This window comes from Nonomuraea sp. NBC_00507 (assembly GCF_036013525.1).
GTDB lineage: Bacteria > Actinomycetota > Actinomycetes > Streptosporangiales > Streptosporangiaceae > Nonomuraea.
Window position 1 is genome coordinate 4,477,398 of sequence record NZ_CP107853.1, and the last position, 22,379, is coordinate 4,499,776.

Consider the following 22,379-nt stretch of genomic DNA (forward strand, 5'->3'; position numbering starts at 1 on the left):
CTATCCTGTAGGGCCACTATCGACCCCTTCGTAGGGACCACTTGCGTGCGTACGTCTGTTGACCTGCCCGTTTCTCTGTCGCGTGACAGCGCCGAGCCGCTCACCGCGCAGCTGGCCGACTGGCTGCGCCGCGCCATGCTGGACGGCGCGCTCGCGCCGGGCGAGCGGCTGCCGTCCACCCGGGCCCTCGCGGCCCAGCTGGAGGTGAGCAGGACCGTGGTCACGGAGGCCTACCAGCAGCTGTACGCGGAGGGGTGGCTGGACGGGCGGCACGGCTCGGGGACGTTCGTGGCCGACATGGAGGCGCCCACGCCGCCCCATGAGACGACGTACGTGCCCGCGCCGCCCACGCCTCCGGCTACCTGGATCGACCTCACGGCCGGCGAGCCCTGGGTGCGCGACTACGACCGGGCGGCATGGAAGCGGGCCTGGCGCAAGGCCGCCGACCTGCCGCCCCGCGCCGCGCCCGACCCGCACGGCCTGCCGCGTCTCAGAGAGCTGCTCGCCGACCACCTGCGACGGGCCAGAGGCATGGCCGTCGGCCCGGAGAACATCCTGGTCACCAGGGGCACCGGCAACGGCCTCGACCTGTGCGCGCTCGCCCTGCTCGGCGGGGGCGCCCGCGCCGGCGTGGAGGATCCGGGCTACCACGTGGCGCGGACCGTGTTCGCGGCCCGGGGGGCCGAGATCGTGCCGTGCCCGGTGGATGAGGACGGCGTGATCGTGGACGGGCTGCCCGACGATCTGCGCGTGCTCTACACGACGCCGGCCCACCAATACCCCCTGGGCGGGCGGCTGCCGATCCCGCGCAGGGAACGGCTGCTGGCCTGGGCCAGGAGCACGGGCGCGACGATCATCGAGGACGACTACGACGCCGAGTTCCGCTACGACGTCGCCCCGCTGCCCGCGCTCTACGGCCTCGACCCGTCCCGGGTGGTGCTCCTCGGCACGCTCTCCAAGACCCTGACGCCCGACGTCGGCGTCGGCTGGCTGGTTGGCGACCCCGAGCTCGTCGCCAGGATCGCCCACCTGCGCCGCGCCGTGGCCGACCGCACCAGCGGACCCGTCCAGCAGGCGGTGTCGACCCTGCTGGAGCGCGGCGACCTGGACCGGCACCTGCGGCGCATGCGGCTGGAATACGCCCGCCGCCGCGCCGCGGTCGTCGAGCTCCTCGGACCCGTCTGCCGGCTGCGCGGCGACACCGCCGGGCTGCACGTGCTGGCGGAGCTGCCCGCGGCCGTGGTTCCCGCCTTGGTCGAGCGGGCCAGGGAACGCGGCGTCCTGCTCGACTCGACCGGCCGGCACCACCACGGGCGGGAGCGGCTGCACGGCCTGGTGATCGGCTACGGCTCCGCGTCGCTCGCCGACGTCCGCCGCGGTTGCCGCATCCTGGCCGACCTGATCAAGAACGCCCCCCGCTGACCCCGCCGGCAGGAAGCGGTGGCGCGGGCTCCAGGCGGCGCAGGACGGGCAGGGAGCGGCCGGCGTAGACCGGGTCCACGGGGAGCACATGCCGTGCCCACCAGCGGGCCGGGAGCGGGTCCGGCGACGGCTCGGTGAAGGCCGGGGCGTAGTCGTCGTATGGGGGGTCGTACAGGTAGCCCGTGGCGACCCCGTGCCGCTCCAGCTCCGCGATGGCCGCGTCCCTGTCGCGCACCAGCAGCGGGACCCGGAACAGCGGCTGGTCCAGGTTGTCCCGCACGGCCGGCGCCACGGTGGGCAGCTCGGCCAGCCGGGCGACGCCCGCCAGCCGCCGCCCGCGGTCGGCGGGGACCTTGGCCAGGCGCCGGGACTGGTACCAGCGGGCCGCCGCGCCCCGGCGGGCGCGGTAGTCGTGCAGGTCGGCGCGTACCCAGGGGTCGAAGGGCGGCAGCGAAGGGGTCTCCTTGAGCGCCGCATCGAGCCCGTCGGGGTCGAGCGGGATACGGTAGCCCTCGCGTTCCTCCTGCATGCCGAGCGCGCGCATCAGCGTGAGCGCGGGGCGTACGAGGTCGAGCTTGAGCGCCGCCTGGCGGGCCATGGAGGTGGCCACGCCGATCAGGTCCGCTTTCCACGAGCCCGTGACGAGCAGCTGGTCGCGGGCGCGTTCGAGGGCCCGCAGGTCCGGCTCCCGCGCCACCGCCAGCACGCCGCCCGAGCCCGCTCCCGGATGCTTGGAGAGGCTGAAGACCCCCGCCTCGCCGAGCGTCCCCAGCGGACGCCCGCCGACGCTCGTCTCCATGGCGTGCGCCACGTCCTCGATCAGGATCTTCCCGGCGAAGGCCTCGGCGCGGTCGGGCAGCCCGTAGAGATTGGTCGTCAGCACCGCGTCCACCGCGGCGAGATCGACCCGGTCGGCGTCGATGTTGCCGTCACGTGGCGACAGCGGCGCGATCACCGGGCGCAGGCCGGCCGCGAGCACCAGGAAGAGGATCTCGTCGGCGGAGATGGGTGACATGAGCAGCCGCTGGCCGGGCGTGCACCAGTGGCGCAGCGCCAGGTAGAGGCCGAGACGGTTGGACGGCAGCGGCAGGCAGTGACGGCCCGTGCGCTCTGCGATGTGTTTCACCGATGTATGACGGTACGGAAACGCCCGTAGGTTTTCAACGCCTTGTCCGCGGTTTTGAGTAGCAGCGGGCTGGCCATCACGGTGGCCCGGGTCTTGCGCGCCGGCACGCGCATCATCCAGTGGAAGCCCGCCGCCGCGCTGGCCCTGGCCACCCGGCCCTCGGCCACCTCCAGCTCGCCGGTCTTGAGCTTGTCCTTGTATTCCTTCTGGCCACGGCCCATGTCGATCACTTCGATCCCGGCGGCGGCGGCCTGCTCGGCCATCGCGAGGTGGTGGATGAGGCCGGGGGAGTATTTGGCGAAGCGGGTGTCGTAGGCGGGGAACCAGCCGGCGAGCGTCGTCCGCGTGCGCACCCCGAAATGCCCGGCCACTGGCTGGTCGTCCACGTAGACCATGTCGAGCACCCCGGCGAAGGTGTCCGACCGGGTCGCCAGCAGCCGCTCGACCAGCTCGACGATCCACCGGTGCGCGAACCTGTCGGTGCGTCCGGTGCGCCGGTATTGGTCGGTCTTCCAGCCGAGCAGTGTGCGCAGTGGTGCCAGGTCGGTGGTCGCGAAGTCGTGGCGCAACGTTCCGAAGTCGCGCTGGAGTTTGCGCGACTTGGCCAGGGTGGTCTTGTACGTCTTGCCGGAATGCTCCCTCAGCGCCATGGTGTAACGCTCGTACCCGTCGCGCAGGTCGATGATCGGTGACGGGTGACGCTCGTGCCGGGCGCCCAGCAGCGGCTGCCCGGACACCAGGTGGTCGAACTCGTAAACCGCGAGCCCGCACTCCTTGATCAGCCGGCGCGCGTCAATCTCGAAGTCCTTGGCGTGGATCAGGCCCTGGGCGTCGGTCAGCCCCGCGGCGACCGGTTTGCCGATGCCCAGCGGATGCCGTTCGAAGGGGAAGAATCCCATGATTTCGGAACCGTCGTACAGGATGGCGACCTGGACGAGATCTCGCAGCTCACCCACCGTGATCGTGAACTCGGGGGACAGGAACGGATTGTCGAAAGCGGGGTTGGACTCCTGCAGAGCCCGCCATCGACTCACTTCGGTCGGTCCCAGCTCACGGGGGAGGGCAAGGGTGACGCGCATGGGCTCCTACTGACGGCATGCTTCCTGCTCCGGCATGCGGGCAGACAAGTACGCCCAGCCTAAGGGTTGTCTTCACTGCTCAGCGACGTGGCCGGGGATTCTTAACAGAATTCTCAGATGGCGTTGCGAACAGAGTGACGTTCTAATGTGGTGTCCATGACCGTACCTGGCATCGACCGGCCCCGCCTGGTCCAGTGGATGGGCCGGAACGTGCCCGACGCGGGCGAGCCCCTGTCCGTCTCCCTCATCTCCGGCGGCAGGTCGAACCTGACCTATCTGATCGAGGCCCGCGAGCGGCTGGTGGTGCTGCGTCGCCCGCCGCTCGGTCACGTGTTGCCCACCGCCCATGACATGCGGCGCGAGTGGCGCGTCATCTCCGCGCTCGCGCCGACGCCCGTGCCGGTGCCGGAGCCGGTCGCGTTCTGCGCCGACGAGGACGTGATCGGGGCGCCGTTCTATCTCATGGGGCACGTGGACGGCACCGCCGTACGGACCAGGGAGGAGCTCGGCGACCCGGAGCCGTCGCCCGAGCGGACGCGGCGGCTGTCGGAGCGGCTGGCCGAGGTGCTGGCCGCCATTCACGCCGTGGACTACCGCGAGGTCGGGCTGGGCGACTTCGGGCGGCCCGACGGCTACCTGGCCAGGCAGCTCGACCGGTGGTGCCAGCAGTGGGAGCGGTCGAAGACGGCCGACCTGCCGGAGTACGACCGGCTCGTGGACCGGCTGCGCAAGCGCCTGCCCGCCGGGCCGGCCGCGGGTGCCGCAGGCTCCGGCACGCTGGTGCACGGCGACTACCGGCTGGACAACACGCTGATCCGGCTCGGCGATCTGGAGATCATGGCCGTGGTGGACTGGGAGATGTCCACGCTCGGGGATCCGCTGGCCGATCTGGGGCTGACGCTGACGTACTGGCATGATCGCGGGGACGAGGAGCGGGCCAGGATCCCTGTGGCGGGGGACGTGACGGTCGCGCCCGGGTTCATGAACGGCGCCGAGTTCGCCGGCCATTACGCGAAGGCGTCCGGGCGGGATATTTCGGATCTCGGGTTTTATGTGGCCTTCGGTAACTTCAAGCTGGCGGTCATCGTGGAGGGTATCCACGCGCGGTTCCGGCAAGGTAAGACCGTGGGGGAGGGATTCGACGGGATCGGCTCCGCCGTGCCGACGCTGATCTCCCGCGCACACCGCATGCTCGACCAGGCCTGACTCGAGACAGACGCGACGCGACGCAACGCCGCAGGACGAGAGTCTGAGACCGCTGACCGCACCTGACCGGACCCCACGAGGAGCGAGCGCCATGAGCACAGTTGCACTGATCACCGGAGCGGCGAGCGGCATCGGCGCCGCCACGGCGCGGCGACTGTCGGCGGGTGGCGTCAAATGCGTCCTCGTCGACCTCGACGGCGAGGGAGTCGAGCGGCTGGCCAAGGAAGTGGACGGCGCGTGGCTGGCCGCCGACGTCAGCCGAGAGGAGGCCTCGCTCGAGGCCGTGGCGCTGGCCGGGCAGCGATACGGGCGGCTGGACCTGGTGCACCTCAACGCCGGGATCTCCGGCAAAGTGGACCTGGCGGCGTTCGACGCCGAGCGCTACCGCCAGGTGATGGGCGTGAACGTGGACGGCGTGGTCTTCGGCGTACGCGCCGCCGTGCCGCTCCTGCTGCGTTCCGGCGGCGGCGCCATCGTGGTCAGCTCGTCGCTGGCCGGGCTCGTGGGCTACTCCGGCGACCCGATCTACACGATGACCAAGCACGCCGTGGTCGGACTGGTCAGGGCGCTGGCCGAGCCGCTGGCGGCGCAGAAGATCCGCATCAGCGCCGTCTGCCCGGGCTTCACGGACACGCCGCTGGTGGCCGAGTCGCGGGAGATGTTCGTCAACGCCGGGTTCCCGCTGCTCACCGCCGAGGACGTGGCCGCCGCCGTGGAGTCCGCCTTCTACACTGACGTTCCAGGCACGCTCCTGATCGTCCAGCCCGGCAGGCAGCCGGTCCCCTATCGCTATGCCGGGGTCCCCGGCCCGGCGGGCGGGCAGCGGCCGCCGCTGGGGGACGGCGGTAGCTGAACGTCAGCCGGACGTAGACCAACCGTAAGTCTCTTGCAAGTAGGGCGATTACCGTAATCAGGGCTGGGCCATGCTAGGTGCCCAGCCCTGATGACGTCCGCGACCCGTGAGGAGCGTTTCAGTGATTCCGACCGACGGCCGACACGCGCGCCGACGATCGCCCTGGCCCATCGCACTCGGAGCAGGGATCCTCGCGGTCGTGCTAGTGGCAGGCATCATGGTCTATGCATCGATGCGGACCAAGTCCCGCACCGGGTTCACCGGCGCCGAGGTGGCCACGAAGGTGCCCACCGAGCCCGCGCCCCAGCTCGACCAGCCGCCGGCGCTGGAAACCTGGCCGCGCTGGGGCATCACGCACACCCAGTACAGCGCGGACAACGAGCCGCAGGACGTCGTCGAGCAGGCCAGGGGCGTGCTCGGCCGGGTCCCGATGCTGCAGAACCAGCACATCATGGGCTGGGGTGTCGGCAACCCCGAGCCGAGCCCCGGGCAGTTCAACTTCCGCGACCTCGACCGGCGGTTGAAGTTCATGGCGTCGTCGCGGGCGGTGCCGGTGATCACGCTGTGCTGTGCGCCCGACTGGATGAAGGGCGGGCAGGCCGGGCGTACGGACTGGAACAAGAACCACACGGTCGCGCCCGAGCCCGAGCACTTCGACGACTTCGCCAAGCTGGCCGCGCGGGTGGCCAAGCAGTATCCGACGGTCAAGCACTACATGGTGTGGAACGAGTTCAAGGGTTTCTGGGACCCGGCCACCAACCGCTGGGACGCCAAGGGCTACACCGAGCTGTACAACAAGGTCTATACGGCGCTGAAGAAGGTCAACAAGGACATCCAAGTCGGAGGCCCGTACATCCCGATCGAGAGCAACGCCCGCTCGCCCCGCCCCTCGGAGCTGAGCGGCGCGTGGGGGACGATCGACCAGCGGGCCCTGGACGCGATCGAATACTGGATCGACCGCAAGAAGGGCGCCGACTTCATCGTGGTCGACGGCGCCTCCATGACGAACGACAAGGGGAACGTCCCCAACGACTTCGCCGCCCAGGCCAAGTTCAGCGCGATCACGACGTGGCTGCGCGAGAAGAGCGACGACCTGCCGGTGTGGTGGGCCGAGTGGTACGTGGAGCCGGAAAACGCGAACTGGTCGGAGGAAAAGCGCACGGCGGTCCAGGCGACGGCGCTGATGGAATTCGCCAAGAGCGGCGTGACCACGGCCCTGTATTGGAATCCGCAGCAGAAGGACCAGGGCGACTGCGGCGGCTGCCTATGGGCTCCGAAGGTCGGCGACGAAATGCCCATGGCCGGCCTGCTGAGCGGCTTCACGAAATGGTTCCCGACGGGTGTGCAATTGGCCGAGGTGCAGTCCTCGGACGAGCGTGTCAAGGTCCTGGGTCAGGAACGCCAGATCGTGATGGTGAACACCGCGGATGAGGAAGTGACGACGACGGTGGACGGCAAACAGGTCACCCTGGCGCCGTACGAGATCAGGTGGACGGGCAGGGGCGGCGCGTAGACTCCAGGCGGGTGCGCGACGTCGCCGTCGGCGTCAGCTCAGCTGGAGCGGGAGCTGAACGAGTCACCCGTGTGAGCGTGGCCCGACGACACCCCGTGGCCGTGTCGCAGGCAGGCCGAAATGGGGGAGGCAGGCCTCCAGGTCGTGGATCTTCACCGGCACCGGGCTGGTGAAGTCGTCCCGGTCCAGGCGCAGGCGTTGCTGGATCGCCCGTCGCCCCTGGATCTGAAGCACAGACACCCCATCCGGCCGGTAGCCGAGCTTGCGGGAGACGGCGAGTGACGCCGGGTTGTCCAGGAAGGCGCTGGAGACTGCGGTCAGGGCGCCGAGGCCGGCGAAGGCCAGGTGGAGTACGGCGGCGCGCATCTCGGTGCCGAGCCCGTGACCCTGGTGGGCGCGGCCCAGCCACGAGCCCGTGTGCGCCTCCCGCGTGACGGAGAAGTCGGTGGCGGTCAGGTCCTGAGCGCCGATCACGCGGCCCTCGTGGACGACGACGAAGTTGCAGAGCCAGCTCTCGGGCTGCCAGCGCGCCATGACTCCGAGGTGGAAGCGGATGACGTTGCCCGGGAGCTCGGCGGCGGGGGCGTCGGTCCACGGCACCCCGAACGGCATGCGGCCGGGATCGTGCACGCCCTCCAGCGCCCGGTCGGCGAGCTCGTCGAGGTCGTCCAGGGAGGGGAACCGCAGTTCGAGCCGGGGCGTGGTAAGGCGCAGGTTGAAGAGAGGCCAGTGGCGCATGGTGGCCCATTGTTCCGGGCCCCGCCTACAAGGTCATCTCATTTACGCGCGACGGCCCGGTCTGCGCCAGTACGTGAGATACCGCAGCAGCCACTCCACCGGTCCGTACCGATGGCCCTTGAGCCACCACCGGCTGTAGAGCACCTGGGCGCCGAAGATGCCGAGGGCGATCAGCACCTCCACCGGCGGGCTGACCCGGTCGACCAGTGCCAGCCCGTACCCCGTGAAGATCAGCGAGCAGATCAGCGACTGCGCCAGGTAGTTGGACAACGCCAACCGCCCGGGCGCGGCCAGAGCCCGCCCGATCCGCGGCATAGAGGGCAACAGCCGCAGGAACGTGGCCCCGTACGCGGCCGCCAGCAGCGGGGCCGTCACCAGGTCCACCGCCTCGCCCCAGAACTTGTGCACGGTGCCGTTCCAGGCCGACAGGGTATAGAAGAACGCGCCGCCCAATCCCACCGTGAAGCCCGCCCACTGGAGCCTGCGCAGCGCCCGCGTGTGAGCGGACAGGTCACGCAGGGCGCCCAGCTTGCCGACGGCCAGGCCGATCAGGCACGCGGCCAGCACCGCGGGCCCCTGGAAGAGCACGCGGAACATGATGATCAGCGACAGTTTGCGGACATGTTCGGAGATGATCTGCCAGACGCCGCCACCCAGGGCCGCGTCCGATCGGGCGGCGTCAGCGGCCCCGTTCGCGACCGTCCCCGACATGTCGAGGCCCGACATCGCCATCAGGGCCAGGAGCACGAAGCCGAGGGCCAGCAGGGCGGTCAGGCCGGCGGCCAGCAGGACCGCCGCCCGGGGCGTGATCCGCCGCAGCACCAGCAGCGCCACGCCCACGGCCGCGTACGTCGTCAGGATGTCTCCCGGGAACAACAACACGGCGTGCGCCAGCCCGAGCAGGAACAGCCCGGCCAGCCGCCGCAGGAACATCGGGACGAACGCGCGGCCGTGCTGGGCGGCCGAGTCGAGCTGGAGCGTGAAGCTGTAGCCGAACAGGAAAGAGAACAGCAGGTAGAACTTGTTCTCCATCAGCAGCGTCACGGTCCACCGCACGCCCCAGTCCAGCGACGAGTGGAACGCGGGCTCCGCCAGCCCGGCCATCCGGTAACCGGAGGCCAGGAAGGCGATGTTCACGACGAGGATGCCTAGGAGCGCGAAGCCGCGTAGGGCATCCACAGAAGCGATCCTGGCCGCCGCGGATGGGGCTCTTGCGTCGGACGTTGCGGAAAGTGTCTTCTGTGTCCTCATCGAGTGACATCATTCCGCACATCCTGAGCGTTTCCTGTGAATTCAGTTATTTTGTGCGATATAGATGAACCGCTCGACGATCACCGCGAAGGCCACCACGAACGCGGGAACCGCCAGGTAGAGCAGCCGCCTGCGGGCCTTTCTGGCCCGGTTCGGGCCGTTCAGCCGGATGACCTCGTAGCCGAACAGCGCGACCCATGTCACACCCAGCGCGCCGATGCCCACCGGCGTCCAGGGTGAGGTGGGGTCGCCGCGCCCCGCGTACGGGTTCGGCTCGGGGATCTCCGTGCCGCGGACGAACGTCTTCCACGTGTAGAGCGCCGCGTCCGCGTTCGAGTAGACCCGCTTCAGGTCCGGCGAGGCGTCCAGCGCCGCGCGGAACCTCTCCCCCCAGTCCGCCGGGAAACCCTCGTTGAGCTGCAGGTAGCTCACCTGGCCGCGGCTCACCATGAGGTAAGAGTTCCGTGGCGAGTCCTTCAGTTTCTTGACCGCGTCCGCGATCTTCGTCGGGTCCTTGTGCACGAGGGCCTGCAGGTTGAAGCTGACGATCTCGACGTCCCGCTCGCCCCACGGCATGGTGGGCGTGACCTCGGGGCCCTCCTTCGGCACCAGATAGATCACCCTGGCGCTGGGCTTGTCGTGCTCGTAGACGTAGTGCATGGCGCCGACCTCGCCGGCGGTGACCCGCTCGAACTTCTCGTTGCCATACCTGGCCAGCAGGAACGTGAACGCGAACAACACCGCGAAGCAGGCCGCGAGCACGACCGAGAGCTTCTTCGTGAGCTGCGGGTTGAACCGCACGTTCCGCTTGCGCAGCGGCACGGTCTCCTCACGCACGTCGGCGCTATCGGCCGGCAGGTTCGGGAAGAACGCGTACGCGGCCAGCAGACAGGCGCCGGGCAGCGCGAACATGTAGATCCGCAGCCCGATCTCGCCGCCGTAGCTCTGCAGGCCGAGCGCCAGCACCGGCACGCACAGCAGGATCAGCGCCGACCGGTCGAACACCCCGCGCCGCAACCGCCTGAACAGGCCGGCCGCGGCGAGGCTGAGGATGACCACGAGGATGCCGAGGCGGGCCTGCAGCACCATCGCGTGCGCCGGGTCGCTGCCCTCGATCCGGTCGCCGGTGTTGCTGCGCAGGTTCTGCAGGATGTTGCCCAGGCCGCCGAAGATCGCGTCGATCTGGCTCGCCCAGAACCCGACCGTCATGTAGCTGATCCAGGCCAGCACCACCAGTCCGAGGGCGAACGGCAGCGCCCACGTCAGCGAGGTCCGCTTGAAGATCAGGAACGCGGTCACCACGCCGAGCATCATGAACGGCGTGATCTGGTGCGAGGCCACCGACGCGAAGAACAACGCCAGCAACATCATCAGCATGAGCAACTTGTCGGCGCGGTACGTGCCGGTGTTGGCCAGCTCGCCCGGCGTCATCGCATCCAGCTTGCCCAGCAGCTTGCGCAGGCCCTTGGTCGGGATCGGCTTGGTCCGCGGCTCCACCCGCCCGAACCAGCGCAGCAGGATCGCCACGAACGCCAGATAGAGCGCGAACGTGAAGCCCTGCGGCGAGAAGTAGTCCTGCCCGATCCACTGCACCAGCACGAATAGCAGCGCCGCGAACCACCGTGCGCGCGTGGTCGCCACAACCTGGCGCAGGATCAGCACGAACGGGAGCAGGTAGAGCAGGTTGGACAGAAGCGGCGTCCACATCAGGATCGGCGTCAGGTCGGTGATGCCGGCGGCCTTCGTCACGAACGCGAACAACGCGAAGAAGCCCGGCCAGCCCATGCGGGCGTCGATGCTGATGGCGGTCTCGCCGGTTCTGCTGATGAACTCGACGAAACCGGCATGGATGTAGGCAGTGGGGAAGCGCGGCTCGGTCGCCACCAGGGCGCCCGCGCCGTGCAGGGCGAACGTGATGGCGGCGATCTGGAACAGGAGCAGGAACTTGCGGTCCGTGCTCTGGGCGACCGTGACGAAGAACGACACGATCATGATGAGAATGGCGATGAAGGCCGTGGCCGGGAGCGCCGAGATCAGGCCCAGGCCGTCGATGTCATTGGGATCCACGCCGCGCAGGGGTCCCGCGGGGACCTTGAGGGCGAGGATGTACATGAGCAGGCCCTCAAGGACCAGCAGGACGGGCAGCCACTTGGGGGCACTGGCGATCAGCGCGCCGATACGGCCGCCGGCGAGGCGCGGCCTGGGGGCCGCCGCCTGCTGCGGCACGGCTTGCTGAGGGTGCTGCGGCATGACTTGCTGTGGGAGTGCCTGCTGCGGCCTGGCTTGCTGAGGGTGGCCCTGCCGGGGCGGCACGCCCCGAGGGGCTCCTGGAGACACGCCCGGGACTCCCGGGCCCTGCGGCGGCGGCCCCATGGGCTGCACCAATGCGCCCAGCCCGCCAGAACCGGGCCTCCCAGAGGCCGGTCCGGCTCCGGCAGGTCCGCCTCCGGCAGGTCCGCCTCCGGCAGGTCCGCCTCCGGCAGGTCTGCCTCCGGCAGGTCCGCCTCCGGCAGGTCGGCCAACGGCCTGCCCGCCACCGGCCGGTCCGCCAGCGGTCGCTTCGCCGGACGGCCCGCCGGCAGTCGGCTGTTCGCCGGATGGCCCGCCGGCGGTCGGCTTCCCCGACCGGTCGGCCGGGGTAGGCGTGCCGGTGGGCGACGCGCCGCTGACCGGTCCTTTGGTCGCCGGTCCGACGGTGGGCAACTTCGCGGTCGGCGCTTCAGCGGGTGTGCCTGCGCTGGACGTGCCTCCGGTCGCTGTAGCCCCGCTGGGTGTGGCTGCGCCGGCGGTGCCTCCGGTCACTGCAGTCCCGCCGGACGGGGCGCCAGTGGGTGGTGCTTCGGCGGGCAGCGCGTTCGTGGGAACTGTCCCGGCACCAGGAGGCGCGTCAATGCCCGCCTCGCCGTCGGACGCCTCCCCAGCCGACGCTCCCCTGGCACCGGCCGTGCCCTTGGCCTCGGGTGTCCCCTTCGCCGTGGGTGTCCCCTTCGAGGTCGGCGTGCCCTTCGGGGTGGGCGTGCCCTTCGCAGTGGGCCTGCCCTTGGCGGCGGGTGTCGTCTCGCTGGGCGGCGTCGGCCCGCTGGCCGGCGTGTCCTTGGGGGTGGACGTCCCCTTGGCGGTCGGCGTTCCCTTGGCGGTGGATGTCCCCTTGGCGGTCGGCGCCCCCTTGGGGGCGGGCTCCTCCTCGGCGGGCGCACCGGTCGTCGACGCGCCCTTGGACGCGCCCGTCTTCGCACCCGCAGCCCCCTGCGACGCGCCCTGCTGCGGCCCGCTGGTCGGCTTGGCGCCGCCGGCAGGCTGTGGCCCGCTGGGCGGCTGGGTGCGCAGGCCCGGGTTGGTCGGCGTATTGGCGTCCGAACCGGCCGCCTTCGTCCCCGCTGGCGCCTCAGGAGCGCCGGCCTCAGGAGCGCCGCCCACGGCAGCACCGGTCCCGGTCTCCGAAGGGTCGCCGTCAGGCCGTTGGACGGGCATCGAGACGGTCCCGGCGGCCCCCGGGTCCGCTTCCTCCGCCGTCGGCGGGCGGCCGATGTGGAGGGACGGCCCGGGAATCCGGAACGTCGTGGTCTGGTCCGCGGCGGACTCGTCCGTGGCAGCAGAGTCCTCAGCCGCGCCCTCATCCACCTCCGCGGAGGCAGGCTCCTTGTCGAACGTCAGCTTCGGGATCACCCCGGTAGCTTCCGGATCGAAAGGCACGTCTGAATCCTCGTTTCCTCTTGGCTCGGGAGCTCCGCTCCCCTCTCCGTCCTCACGCACGTCCGAGGAGCCCGTCATCCCCGTGGTCATGCCATCGCCGTCCCGTTGCCTCACGTTGACCATCATGCGGTCCCGGACGACCCCTGGATGACAGTCGCCTTCCCTGTTTCATCGAACTTGAGAATTTTACGGAGATTCCCGAAGATCAATATCGCTACGAGCAGCTCGCTGAAGAGCAACCCGTATCCCACCGCGTTCACCCCGGCGAACGGGAACAAGGCGATGGTGGACACCAGCACGAGCACGGCCAGCCCGATCTGCACGATCGCCAGCGACCGCGCCTTGCTCTGCGACCGCAACGCGCTCAGATAAACCTCGATCAGCACCCGAGGCAACACGGCGAGCGACATCAGCCGCAGCAGCAGAGTGCCCTCTTCGGCGAACTTCGGCCCGAAGATCGTCAGGATCAGGGGCGCCCCGAGGATCGCCACCGCGATCAGCGGAGTGACGATCATGAAGGCCCGCCGCAACGCCCGCCGGCAGTTCGCGGCCAGCCGAGCAGGATCGAAAGAGCCCTCGACGGTCAGCGACACCGCCATGTTCATGGCCAGCAGCTCGATCATGCTGGCCAGCGTGTGCGCCATCGAGAAGCGCCCGAACGTGGCCTCGCCCACCTGTGTGGCGATCACGACCGGCACCAGATAGACGATCGCCAGGATCGACAACGTCCCGGGGAAGTCCCCGGCCAGGAACCGGCCGATCTCCCGCAGCCGCGGCGGCTGCTGCTCGCTGTCGGACTCCCGCACGTGCCGGGGCACGACCACGCCGAAGATCAGCCAGTTGACCGGGATCAGCGCGAGCGCCGTCGGGATCACCCAGGAGACGAAGATCCCGCCTTCGGGCAGCGCGGCCGCCAGCGCCACGAGCAGCCCCATCTTGACCAGGCCGAAGATGAAGTTGTTCATGGGCACGAACGTCGCCCTGCGCAGCCCGGTCAGCACCACGTCCTGCAGCGTGAACACGGCCCACACCATCACGGACGCCAGGAAGAACAACCCCGGCCCGAAGCCGCCCAGCACCTGGTAGGTCTGACCCCACAGCGGCAGCGTCAGCAGGAAGCCGAGCGCCGCGACCCCGCCCGTGGCGGCGGCCAGGCCGTACCCGCGCAGGATCAGCTCGGGCGTGCGGCGGCCCGCCACCGGCAGGTAACGGGCGAGCGCTCCCACGAACCCGAGCGCGGTCAGCGACGCGAACAGCCGCATCGCCGTGATCACCGCCTGGCCGCGGCCGAACTCCTCCTCGGAGTAGAGCGCGGGATTCGCGGCCAGGAGCCAGTAGCCCATGCCGAGCACGCCGGTGACGACGGTGTTCGCCATGAGGGAGTATCCCTGCCGGAAAAGGGGGTTGCGCAGGTCGCGAAGGATCTTCCCCCAGACGCTAGACATTGCCGCGCACCCGCTGCAGCCCGTACCTCGTGCGCCGCACGACCGCGTACCCCTTGGTGAGGATGCGCTCGCGCAGGTAGATGAGAGGTACGGCGTTGCCTTCGACGGCGCGCTTGAACATGTTGATGGTCGTGCCCTTGCCGACCGTCAGCCGGGGGATGGCGAGCATGTCGTGCCGGTCCGCGGCGATCGTGTTGCTCACCGCGCAAGCTGCGAAATATCCGGCCTTGCGCACTTCTCGCCGCACACGGGCACTGGAGTACCCGTACGGGTAGGCCATGGTGGCGACCGGCGCGCCGATCTTCTCCTCCAGCAGGCCTTTGTTCCTCCGCAGCTCCTGCCGCATGTCGTCGATACGGAGCTGGTCGAGCTGGGGGTGGCTGTGGCTGTGGCCGCCGATCTCGATGCCGGTCTGCGCGGCCTCGCGGGCCTGGCCCCAGGACAGCATGTCGTCCAGCGGCCGGCCTGCGGCGTCCTTGCCCGCGTCGGCGACCCAGCCGCTGGTCAGGAAGACCGTGGCCGGGAAGCTGTGCTGGTCGAGCAGCGGCAGCGCCTGGCTGTGGAAGTCGGCGTAGCCGTCGTCGAAGGTCACCACGACGGGCTTCGCCGGCACCTCGTGGCCGTCGATCTTGTTGAGCGCGGCCACCAGGTCGCCCAGCGTGAGCGGGGTGAAGCCGCTCTCCTTCAGGTAGGCGAGCTGCTCGTCCAGGTCCGACGGCCGCACCGAATGCGGGCGGGTCTCGTCATTGGGAGTGTCCGTGACGGAGTGGTACATCAGGATCGGAACTCGGATCATGATCGTGCCACCTTAAGCCGTACGGAACCCACCACGTAGCCCCAGGTCGTCCAGGCCAGCCCGATGACGATCGCGGCCGCCCGGCCCAGCCCGCCCAGGTCGCCGCGCAGAGCCTCGCCGATCCCGCGCAGCGCGCCCAGCGGCAGCGTCTTGAGCGCGTGCGCCCGCTCGCTGGCCAGCCCGTCCTGAGTGCCGACCTCCTGCGTCACCAGGGCCTTCGACAGCCCTTCCGCGTAGCACCTCGACCTGAAGTACGCGAACCGCTCGCGCTGGGTGGACACCTTGTGCCCGATCACCGCGCGCGGCTCGAACAACATGACCGAGCCCGGCTTGCGCTGGCTCAGCCGGATGCAGAACTCCGTCTCCTCGCACCCCAGCGGGCGCGACTTGCGTCCCTGCACGCTGCGCCCGATGCCGCTGTGGAACCCGCCCACCTCGGCCACCACGTCCCGCAGGAACGCCGCGTTGCCACCCATCACATTGCGGATCGGCGCACGGACCGACGGCATGCCGCGGTACGTGCACCCCACCGTCCAGTCGAACTCGTACGGGAACCACCGCGGCCGCACCTTCGACGCCCACAAGGGGTCGGTACGGCCGCCCACGCCCACCACGCCCGGTTCCTGGAAGCCCTCCTCCAAAGCCTCCAGCCACCCGGGGTCGGCGACCGCGTCGTCGTCGAGGAACGCGACAATCTCACCGGTGGCCGTGGCCACACCGGTGTTCTTGCCGCCGGACAGCCCCTGCTCGTGAGTGTTCTCCACCACGATGGCCTGCGGGTATTCAAGCTTGAGCTTGAGGTGCAGGTCGGGGTTGTGGTCGACCACCAGGATCAGCTCGTGTGCCGGGCGTGTCTGGCTCTCGACCGACTCGACTGCCTGCCTGATGTCCTCCCACCGCTCCTCGGTGTAGACGCAGATGACAACAGACGTGTTCACAACGATCCTTCTTAAGCGACGCCTCGGTCAGCGGCAGGAGTGGCGGTCGGCTCAGGCTGAGCGGGAGCGGGCTGGCGACGCCACTCCTTCAGGATGGTCTTGAGCACGCGGAAGCCATCTCGTACGGCGCGCAGGTTGCTCTCGCCGTGAATGCGGTTGCGCTCGTGGCTCGGCACCTCGTGCACCTTCAGCCCGGCCTTGGCGGCCCGCACGTTCATCAGCGTCTCCACCTCGAAGCCGTCGCAGTCGAGGTTGAGCACGTCCAGGTGGCGGGCCCAGAAGGCGTTGTAGCCGTAGCACAGGTCGGTGTACTTGGTGCTGTACATGACGTTGACGATGCCGGTGAGGACCTTGTTGCCCAGGCGCCGGTTCAGCGTCAGGTCGTCGCTGCCACCACCGGAGGCGTAGCGCGACCCCTTGACGAAGTCGGCGCCCGTCACCAGCGCGCCCACGAAGTTGATGATCTCGCGGCCGTCGGTCGAGCCGTCGGCGTCGATCATCACGATGATGTCGCTGGTGCACGCGGCGAACCCGGCGGCCAGGGCGTCGCCCTTGCCCTTGCCGGTCTGCGTGACGATCTTCACGTTGGGCCGCAGCCGCTTGGCGACGGCAACTGTGTCGTCAACGGAGTTTCCGTCGACGAGCACGATCTCGTCGATCCACTGCGGAATCGTGGCGAAGACGTGCGGGAGGTTCTCGGCCTCGTTCATCGCCGGCACGACCACGCTCACCGTTGGGGAAATGGCCAGGTGAGGCGTGACGGGCGTGAAGCTCGTGGGCGGTGGCATCGACCGAAGGGGCGAGGCGTGGACCTTGCCGTTGTGCTTGGTGATCTCGGGACTCATGGCGAGGGATTATCCTTCCGGGGCCCTGTGCTGCGGGCCGGCCCAGGCCAGCCCCGGGTGCTGCGGGAATGGCGAAACCGGTGAACGGTGCATTGAAGGGTCCTGTGGAGTGAGGGTGTGCTGCGGGTTTGGGTGGAGCGCTCAGCGTGCTCCGGTCGGTTCCTTGACTACTGCGTTGGATGGCTCCTGCTGCTGCATCGAGGTGCGCACCCGACCGAAGCCCTTGAGGACACGGTCAGCCGCTCTATAAAGAGACGGTCGATCCATGACAATTGTTCGGGCTTTGTTGAAAGGAGTTCGGCCGATCCAGTGGACCGCCGCCGTCGCGGACGGCCGGGAGATACGGCCTTCGGCGACGTACAGGACCCCGCTCTTGAGCCAGTCTTTGTACTCCTTGCCGCCCTTGCCCATGTCCACCATGTGCAGACCGTTCTTCGCGGCGGCCTCGGCCATCTGGAGATGGTGCACGATGCCGGGCGAATAGCGCGCGTACTCGGTGTCGTAGGCGGGGAACCACCCTACAAGGGTGGTGGCCGTACGGAGGCCGAAATGTCCGGCGACCGGCACGTCACCGGCATAAAGCATGGTCAGGACGCCTGCGAAGTCCGATGAGTTCTCGGCATGCATCATGTCGGTCAATTCGACGATCCACGGCTGGGCGAATCTGTCCACCCGGCCAGTTCTCCGATACTGGTCGGACTTCCAGGCCAGTAACGTCCGCATCACCTCGGGGTCGGCCGAGGCCCACTCGAAGCGCAGCTCGCCCTGCTCGCGACCCATCTTGCGCTCCTTGTAGCGCACGGTCTTGAGGTTTTTCGGCGAGTTGGCCTTGACCTGCTCGATCCAGGCCTCGAAGCCGGAGGTGAAGTCCATGACCGGAGCCGGGCGCACGTCCTGCTCGTAGGGGGCGAACGTCGGCTGCCCGGCCACCAGGTGGTCGAAGTCGAACACGCTGAGCTTGCAGGCCCGCAGCAGGGCCTTGGCGTCCAGCTTCAGGTCCGGGGTCGAGATCAGACCGTGGCAGGTGGTGAGGAAGCCGCCGAGCGGTTTGCCGATGCCGAAGCTGTGCCGCTCGTATGGGAAGAATCCCTTGATGCCGCTTCCATCTGAGATGACCGCCACCCTCACGTAGTCACGCAAGCGGTCCATCGCCACGGCGAACTCGACCGACAGGAACGGGTTGTCCAGACTCCGGTCAGCCTTCTGCAGCTCACGCCATCGGGCCCGCTCGGAGTCCCCGAGCTCTCCCGGCCGAACTACCTGGATGTTCACCTTGCCCTGGCCCCCTGTTCGCTCTGCATGCTCTTCCCCCGGTACAAGACGCGGAGCACGTACATGAACCCGCCGAGCACGGCGACCGTCGCCACACCGGCGCGCGGTGACCACGCGCCGAAGAGCAGCATCGCCTCGGCGAGCAGCACGTTCAGTACGAGACTTGCCGCGGCTCCTACAGATAGAGCGGCCAGTGGGTCACGATCACGCAACAGTCCCACAACGGCCGCCCCTGGAACCACCAGAAGGAACAACGAGATCAGGAACGGGCGCAGCGGCGTCTCGATGTCGAACAGCGCCACTACCGCTCCCGCTATGCAGGCCAGCCCCACCAACCAGGCGAGGGCTCTGCGGTGCTGCCTGAGCATCTCCTGTATCTCTCCTGCTCTCACTGGTCAAAAGCGCGGTTTATCGCAGTTCATGGGACCAATCCGCGCCTGAGCACGTCAATGCCGACGCTTGGCGACGCGCTTCGGTTTACCGGCAGGCAGAGATTTCTTGTGTGAGGTTAAACACACGGTCAAGCAGTCTCCGGACGCCGACGCGGCCCCAAGCACACCAGGATGCCCTATGTAGCCTAGGATCTTCGAGTCGGGGTCCGATATATCCCCGATTGTCGTCTAAATATGAGTCTACTGTGACGTTACGCGAGCTTTACCCTGCCATGGTCTCCACTGAGGACGTCTCGAGCCCCGTGGGTGATTCGGTCGGCTCAGGAGTGGGCGTCGGCTCGTCGCTCGGGGGGTCGGACGCCTGGGGCTCCCGGCCGTCCCAGGAGAGCGAGCAGGTCCCGGTGCCGCCGTTCGAAGTGAACGTGACCCGGCCCGTGCCGGCCTCGTTCGGGTCGATCACCGTCACCCAGATCATCACCGAGCCGCCGGTCTTGATCGACCCGCTCGCCGGGAACACGTCCAGGCCCTGAGAGGCGGTCGCCACCCAGGACACCGAGGCGTTGCGGGCGCTGAGCCCGATCTTGGCCGCCCCGTCGATCCCCCCGGGACACGAGACGCCGAGCCTGGCGCCGGGCGCGGGCCTGCGGCGGGTGGCTGTGGGTGCGGCCGCGGGCCTCGTGCTCGGCCGCGCGGCGGCCGGCCGCCCGCTCGGCGTGGGCCCGTCCGACGGGCCGGTGCTCGAGGTCGGGGTCGGGGTCGGCGTCGGCTTCGGTGAGGGAGTCAGGTCATCCTGCTCGGGCACGGCCTCCGGCGTCGGACTCTCCTCGGCGGGCAGGGTGGGGGAGAACTGCAGCGCGGTGGGGTTCGACGCCTTCCCGCCGCTGATCACGACCATGGCGCCGGTCGCGGCCAGCACGCACACGCCCGCCAGCACCACCGGCGCGAGCCTGCGCGGCCGGCGCCGGCGCGAGCGGCGCTCGGCCGGCACCGGGAACCCGGCCCGGTCGAAGCTGTCCCCGCGATCCATGATCAGCGTGCGGGTCTGACCGCGCTCAGGACTGAGACACGTGTCGATCACCCGGCGGCGCAGGGAGATCGGCGGGAACGCGACCGGCACCATGTCCAGGAGCCGCCCGGCCGAGACCTGCCGATGCCGGCCCTCGGTGCACACCTCGCAGCCGCCGATGTGCCCCGACAACCGCCGCCGCAGCAGCGGGGTGAGCGGCCCCTCCCACGAGTCGACCATCGCCGACAGGTCGGGGCAGTGCGCCCGGCCCGTCCTGGCCAGCACCACGGCCGCCGCGGCGATCTCCAGATGGCCGCGGGCCCGGCCCAGCTTGGCGGCCGCCTGCCGCGAGGTCAGCGCCAGCACCGCACCGGCCTCGGACGGGGTCAGGCCGTGGCGCAGCGACAGCTCCAGGACCTCCCGCTCGCTCTCGCCGAGCTCGCCCAGCGTCTCGTGAACCAGGTCGGCGAGCTCCGGATCCGCCTGCTCCTCCAGGTCGGGAAGCTCTTGTGTGGGGGTGCTCCGGTGCGCCATCCTGGCCCGCACCTGGAATCTGGCCAACGCGTACAGCCAGGCCCGCAGCCGGCCCGGCTCCCTCAGCCGCTCCACGCACCCCTGCGCGGTGACGAGGGCGTCGTGCACGGCGTCCGTCGCCAGATCCCGGTCCCCGGCCAGGGAGAAGGCGTAGTCGTACAGCCGCTCTGCGTAGGAGTCGAAGAGCTTGGCGGGAGCGTCGGCGTCCGCGCGCCGCAGAGCCTCCACGAGCTCCTGATCACCGGCGCGATCGACGGTCGGCCATCCAGGCACGGATCCCTCCCCGCAGGTACGACGGGCACTCAAGCCCCACGCGGAGAGGACGCGGCCTAGTTTGTCCAGGTTCGCCCCTCATGCCCATTGGGCATGAGAGGTGAACTCAGCCGTCGCAGTTCGGGGAGCAGAGGCGGCGCTCCATGCCCTGCAGGAAGAAGTCGCGGACCTGCAGGATGTTCTTGGCGATGTACGCCTCGCCGCCGGTCGCCTTGGCCAGCGCGTCCATCCGCTGCTTGCCGGGCGCGGCGTCCGGGCCGAAGGCGATGATGATGATGCTGACCGGGCGCTTGGGGTCGTAGGTGTCCTTCAGGAACTGCAGGATCGCCGGATTCTTGATCCCGCCGTCGGGGTCGTCGTTGCCCGCGCCGTCCGTGAGGATCAAGAGCGTGTTGATCTTGTCCTGCTGGTACGTCTCGGTCATCTCCGTGTACGCGGCCTTGAGCGTGTCGTTCAGCCCCGTGTCGCCCGTCGCCTTGGCCTGGATCGTGCTGAGCTGCTTGACCATCAGGTCCTTGCGGAGCGTGCCGTTGATGCTCTCGGTGAGCGGCCCGAGGGAGACGATCTCCTTCCAGTCCTTGCCGCGGCCGTCCAGATGTGTGGAGAACGTCCACACGCCCAGCTCGGAGTCGGCGGGGAACAGGCCGAGACCCTCAGTGGCGATCTTGCCGATGGCCTGCATCCGGGTCATGCCCGTGCCCGGCACCGGCAGCGCCATCGTGCCCGAGACGTCGAGCAGGGTGAGCAGGCGTGAGCCCAGGTTCAGCCTGGACCAGGTCTGCACCATCCGCGCCACGGTCGCTCCGTCGGGAGCCGGCAGCGCCTGCGGCGTCTCCGGGGTGAACCCCTTGTCCTTCGTCAGCACGTCGCCCGCCTTGCCGTCCGCGCTGCGGAAACCGGCGTCACGCAGGACCTTCTTGGCCGGATCCGTGGACAGCTCCTGCTTGAAGTCCGCCGCAGCCTTCTGCGTGGCCGGATCCTTGGTGAGGATCGTGACCGGGTAGTCGAGGCTGAGCGTGCCCTCCTCCGGATAGAGGGCCACCACCGGGGCTTCCGGCTTCTTCGTGTTGTGCGCGTAGATGGCCTGCTCGGAGGCCACGCCCACGGGCACCTTGCTGCCGGACTTCACGGTGAGGCTGGCCAGCAGCGCCGTCGAGTCGGACGCGAGCTGGCCCGACAGTTCCTTCAGCGCGCCCACCAGCGCCTTGTCCTGCCCGGCCTCCTTGGCCGTGCCCGCCGCGGCCACCAGCGCGGCCAGGCCCGCGGAGTTCTTCTGCGGGTCGAGGGCGAGCACGCGGACCTGCTTGCCCGGGCCGTCCACGTTCGCCACGTTCGCCGCTGCGATCATGCTGGACCAGCTCGGCTTGAGGGCGCTGGACAACTTCGCCGCGGCCGACTTGGCCGCCGCCAGCACGACGGGGGAGGTGGCGATCGAGACCTCGGGCTCGGGCAGCGCCTTGCCCGCCGGGGTCCTGCGCATGCTCTCCAAGAGCAGGCTGGAGTCCGCCACCCAGAAGTCGGCGGTGGCCTTGCCCGCGGCCAGCGCGTTGGCCGTCCTGGCCGCCGCCTCCTTGGCCACCGTCACGTCCACGCACTTGCCGTCGATCGAGTGCATGGCCTTGTTGTAGTTATTCGCGATCTTGCTGAGCGACGGCTCGATGTCGGGAGTGGCGACGACGCGCAGCGCGAGCTTGCCGCCCGAGCAGTCGTGGTCGCGGTTGAAGATGACGAACGCGGCCACACCGAGGAGCACGGCCAGCGCCACGGCGCCGGCCAACGGCACGAGAACGCGGCCCCGGCTGCTGCGGCGCCTGCGGGAGGGGGGTTCGCTGGCTCGGTATCCGCCGCCGTATCCGCCGTCGAGCTCGTCTGTGCGGTGTCGCCCCACGATGTCCTCTTAGGTGTGTTGAGACCTTCCGGAGACCCTAGCGGGAGATGCTCCGCAATACTCCGGGAACGATACTCGGTGCGGTCAGTGGTGCAAAACAGCCCTTTTG

17 protein-coding genes are annotated in these 22,379 nt (G+C 69.4%); 4 read left to right on the forward strand and 13 right to left on the reverse strand.

Annotated features, from left to right (window positions below; genetic code table 11):
- Positions 1–45 precede the first annotated feature (45 nt).
- Complete coding sequence (gene pdxR, locus OHA25_RS22220) at positions 46–1,422, forward strand: MocR-like pyridoxine biosynthesis transcription factor PdxR (protein WP_327589412.1); 1,377 nt, start codon at positions 46–48, stop codon at positions 1,420–1,422.
- On the opposite strand, the gene OHA25_RS22225 is transcribed toward pdxR, so the two are convergent.
- Both OHA25_RS22225 and OHA25_RS22230 read right to left on the reverse strand, forming a co-directional pair.
- Positions 1,403–2,548, reverse strand: coding sequence for a DegT/DnrJ/EryC1/StrS family aminotransferase (locus tag OHA25_RS22225; protein ID WP_327589413.1), 1,146 nt, complete (start codon positions 2,546–2,548; stop codon positions 1,403–1,405). The genes pdxR and OHA25_RS22225 overlap by 20 nt on opposite strands.
- Positions 2,545–3,627 (reverse strand): GNAT family N-acetyltransferase, encoded by a 1,083-nt coding sequence (locus OHA25_RS22230; protein ID WP_327589414.1) that lies wholly within the window; start codon positions 3,625–3,627, stop codon positions 2,545–2,547. The genes OHA25_RS22225 and OHA25_RS22230 overlap by 4 nt, the downstream gene beginning before the upstream one ends.
- A 156-nt stretch (positions 3,628–3,783) precedes the next feature.
- On the opposite strand from OHA25_RS22230, the gene OHA25_RS22235 reads away from it, so the two are divergent.
- The 3 genes from OHA25_RS22235 to OHA25_RS22245 all read left to right on the forward strand — a co-directional run bounded on the left by OHA25_RS22235 (position 3,784) and on the right by OHA25_RS22245 (position 7,199).
- Entirely contained in the window at positions 3,784–4,833 is a 1,050-nt protein-coding gene (locus OHA25_RS22235) for a phosphotransferase family protein (protein WP_327589415.1), read from the forward strand.
- A gap of 91 nt (positions 4,834–4,924) precedes the next feature.
- On the forward strand, positions 4,925–5,686 hold the full coding sequence (locus tag OHA25_RS22240; RefSeq protein WP_327589416.1) for an SDR family oxidoreductase: 762 nt from the start codon (positions 4,925–4,927) through the stop codon (positions 5,684–5,686).
- Positions 5,687–5,918: 232 nt separating this feature from the next.
- The gene (locus OHA25_RS22245; RefSeq protein WP_327589417.1) at positions 5,919–7,199 is read left to right on the forward strand and encodes a GH39 family glycosyl hydrolase; all 1,281 of its coding nucleotides are present in this window, start codon (positions 5,919–5,921) and stop codon (positions 7,197–7,199) included.
- A 63-nt stretch (positions 7,200–7,262) separates the two neighbouring features.
- Here OHA25_RS22245 and OHA25_RS22250 read toward each other — a convergent pair whose 3' ends face one another.
- The 11 genes from OHA25_RS22250 to OHA25_RS22300 form a co-directional block, all read right to left on the reverse strand.
- On the reverse strand, positions 7,263–7,937 hold the full coding sequence (locus OHA25_RS22250) for a GNAT family N-acetyltransferase (protein WP_327589418.1): 675 nt from the start codon (positions 7,935–7,937) through the stop codon (positions 7,263–7,265).
- Positions 7,938–7,979: 42 nt separating this feature from the next.
- A complete protein-coding gene (locus OHA25_RS22255) occupies positions 7,980–9,116 on the reverse strand; it encodes a DUF418 domain-containing protein (protein ID WP_327589419.1) in 1,137 nt (378 codons plus the stop codon).
- A 114-nt stretch (positions 9,117–9,230) separates the two neighbouring features.
- Positions 9,231–12,881 carry a hypothetical protein gene (locus tag OHA25_RS22260; protein ID WP_327589420.1) on the reverse strand — a complete coding sequence of 1,217 codons (3,651 nt, stop codon included), beginning with the start codon at positions 12,879–12,881 and terminating at the stop codon, positions 9,231–9,233.
- A gap of 122 nt (positions 12,882–13,003) precedes the next feature.
- Positions 13,004–14,326 (reverse strand): lipopolysaccharide biosynthesis protein, encoded by a 1,323-nt coding sequence (locus OHA25_RS22265; protein ID WP_327589421.1) that lies wholly within the window; start codon positions 14,324–14,326, stop codon positions 13,004–13,006.
- Complete coding sequence (locus OHA25_RS22270) at positions 14,319–15,122, reverse strand: polysaccharide deacetylase family protein (protein WP_327589422.1); 804 nt, start codon at positions 15,120–15,122, stop codon at positions 14,319–14,321. The genes OHA25_RS22265 and OHA25_RS22270 overlap by 8 nt, the downstream gene beginning before the upstream one ends.
- On the reverse strand, positions 15,119–16,060 hold the full coding sequence (locus tag OHA25_RS22275; RefSeq protein WP_327589423.1) for a glycosyltransferase family 2 protein: 942 nt from the start codon (positions 16,058–16,060) through the stop codon (positions 15,119–15,121). Before OHA25_RS22275 ends, OHA25_RS22270 begins: the two co-directional genes overlap by 4 nt.
- An 11-nt stretch (positions 16,061–16,071) precedes the next feature.
- The gene (locus OHA25_RS22280) at positions 16,072–16,905 is read right to left on the reverse strand and encodes a glycosyltransferase family 2 protein (protein WP_327589424.1); all 834 of its coding nucleotides are present in this window, start codon (positions 16,903–16,905) and stop codon (positions 16,072–16,074) included.
- A 141-nt stretch (positions 16,906–17,046) separates the two neighbouring features.
- Positions 17,047–18,177 carry a GNAT family N-acetyltransferase gene (locus tag OHA25_RS22285; RefSeq protein WP_327589425.1) on the reverse strand — a complete coding sequence of 377 codons (1,131 nt, stop codon included), beginning with the start codon at positions 18,175–18,177 and terminating at the stop codon, positions 17,047–17,049.
- Positions 18,174–18,545, reverse strand: coding sequence for a hypothetical protein (locus OHA25_RS22290; RefSeq protein ID WP_305916421.1), 372 nt, complete (start codon positions 18,543–18,545; stop codon positions 18,174–18,176). Before OHA25_RS22290 ends, OHA25_RS22285 begins: the two co-directional genes overlap by 4 nt.
- 286 nt (positions 18,546–18,831) lie before the next feature.
- The gene (locus OHA25_RS22295) at positions 18,832–20,382 is read right to left on the reverse strand and encodes an RNA polymerase sigma factor (protein WP_327589426.1); all 1,551 of its coding nucleotides are present in this window, start codon (positions 20,380–20,382) and stop codon (positions 18,832–18,834) included.
- Between the two features lie 106 nt (positions 20,383–20,488).
- On the reverse strand, positions 20,489–22,270 hold the full coding sequence (locus OHA25_RS22300; protein ID WP_327589427.1) for a substrate-binding domain-containing protein: 1,782 nt from the start codon (positions 22,268–22,270) through the stop codon (positions 20,489–20,491).
- Positions 22,271–22,379 lie beyond the last annotated feature (109 nt).

What these genes read in the sequence shown, in the direction of transcription:
- OHA25_RS22240 (WP_327589416.1), top strand. Translation starts at nt 4,925, where the DNA reads ATGAGCACAGTTGCACTGATCACCGGAGCGGCGAGCGGCATCGGCGCC.
- OHA25_RS22230 (WP_327589414.1), bottom strand. Translation starts at nt 3,627, where the DNA reads ATGCGCGTCACCCTTGCCCTCCCCCGTGAGCTGGGACCGACCGAAGTG.
- OHA25_RS22250 (WP_327589418.1), bottom strand. Translation starts at nt 7,937, where the DNA reads ATGCGCCACTGGCCTCTCTTCAACCTGCGCCTTACCACGCCCCGGCTC.
- OHA25_RS22280 (WP_327589424.1), bottom strand. Translation starts at nt 16,905, where the DNA reads ATGAGTCCCGAGATCACCAAGCACAACGGCAAGGTCCACGCCTCGCCC.
- OHA25_RS22290 (WP_305916421.1), bottom strand. Translation starts at nt 18,545, where the DNA reads ATGCTCAGGCAGCACCGCAGAGCCCTCGCCTGGTTGGTGGGGCTGGCC.
- OHA25_RS22265 (WP_327589421.1), bottom strand. Translation starts at nt 14,326, where the DNA reads ATGTCTAGCGTCTGGGGGAAGATCCTTCGCGACCTGCGCAACCCCCTT.
- OHA25_RS22245 (WP_327589417.1), top strand. Translation starts at nt 5,919, where the DNA reads ATGCGGACCAAGTCCCGCACCGGGTTCACCGGCGCCGAGGTGGCCACG.
- OHA25_RS22235 (WP_327589415.1), top strand. Translation starts at nt 3,784, where the DNA reads ATGACCGTACCTGGCATCGACCGGCCCCGCCTGGTCCAGTGGATGGGC.
- OHA25_RS22270 (WP_327589422.1), bottom strand. Translation starts at nt 15,122, where the DNA reads ATGATCCGAGTTCCGATCCTGATGTACCACTCCGTCACGGACACTCCC.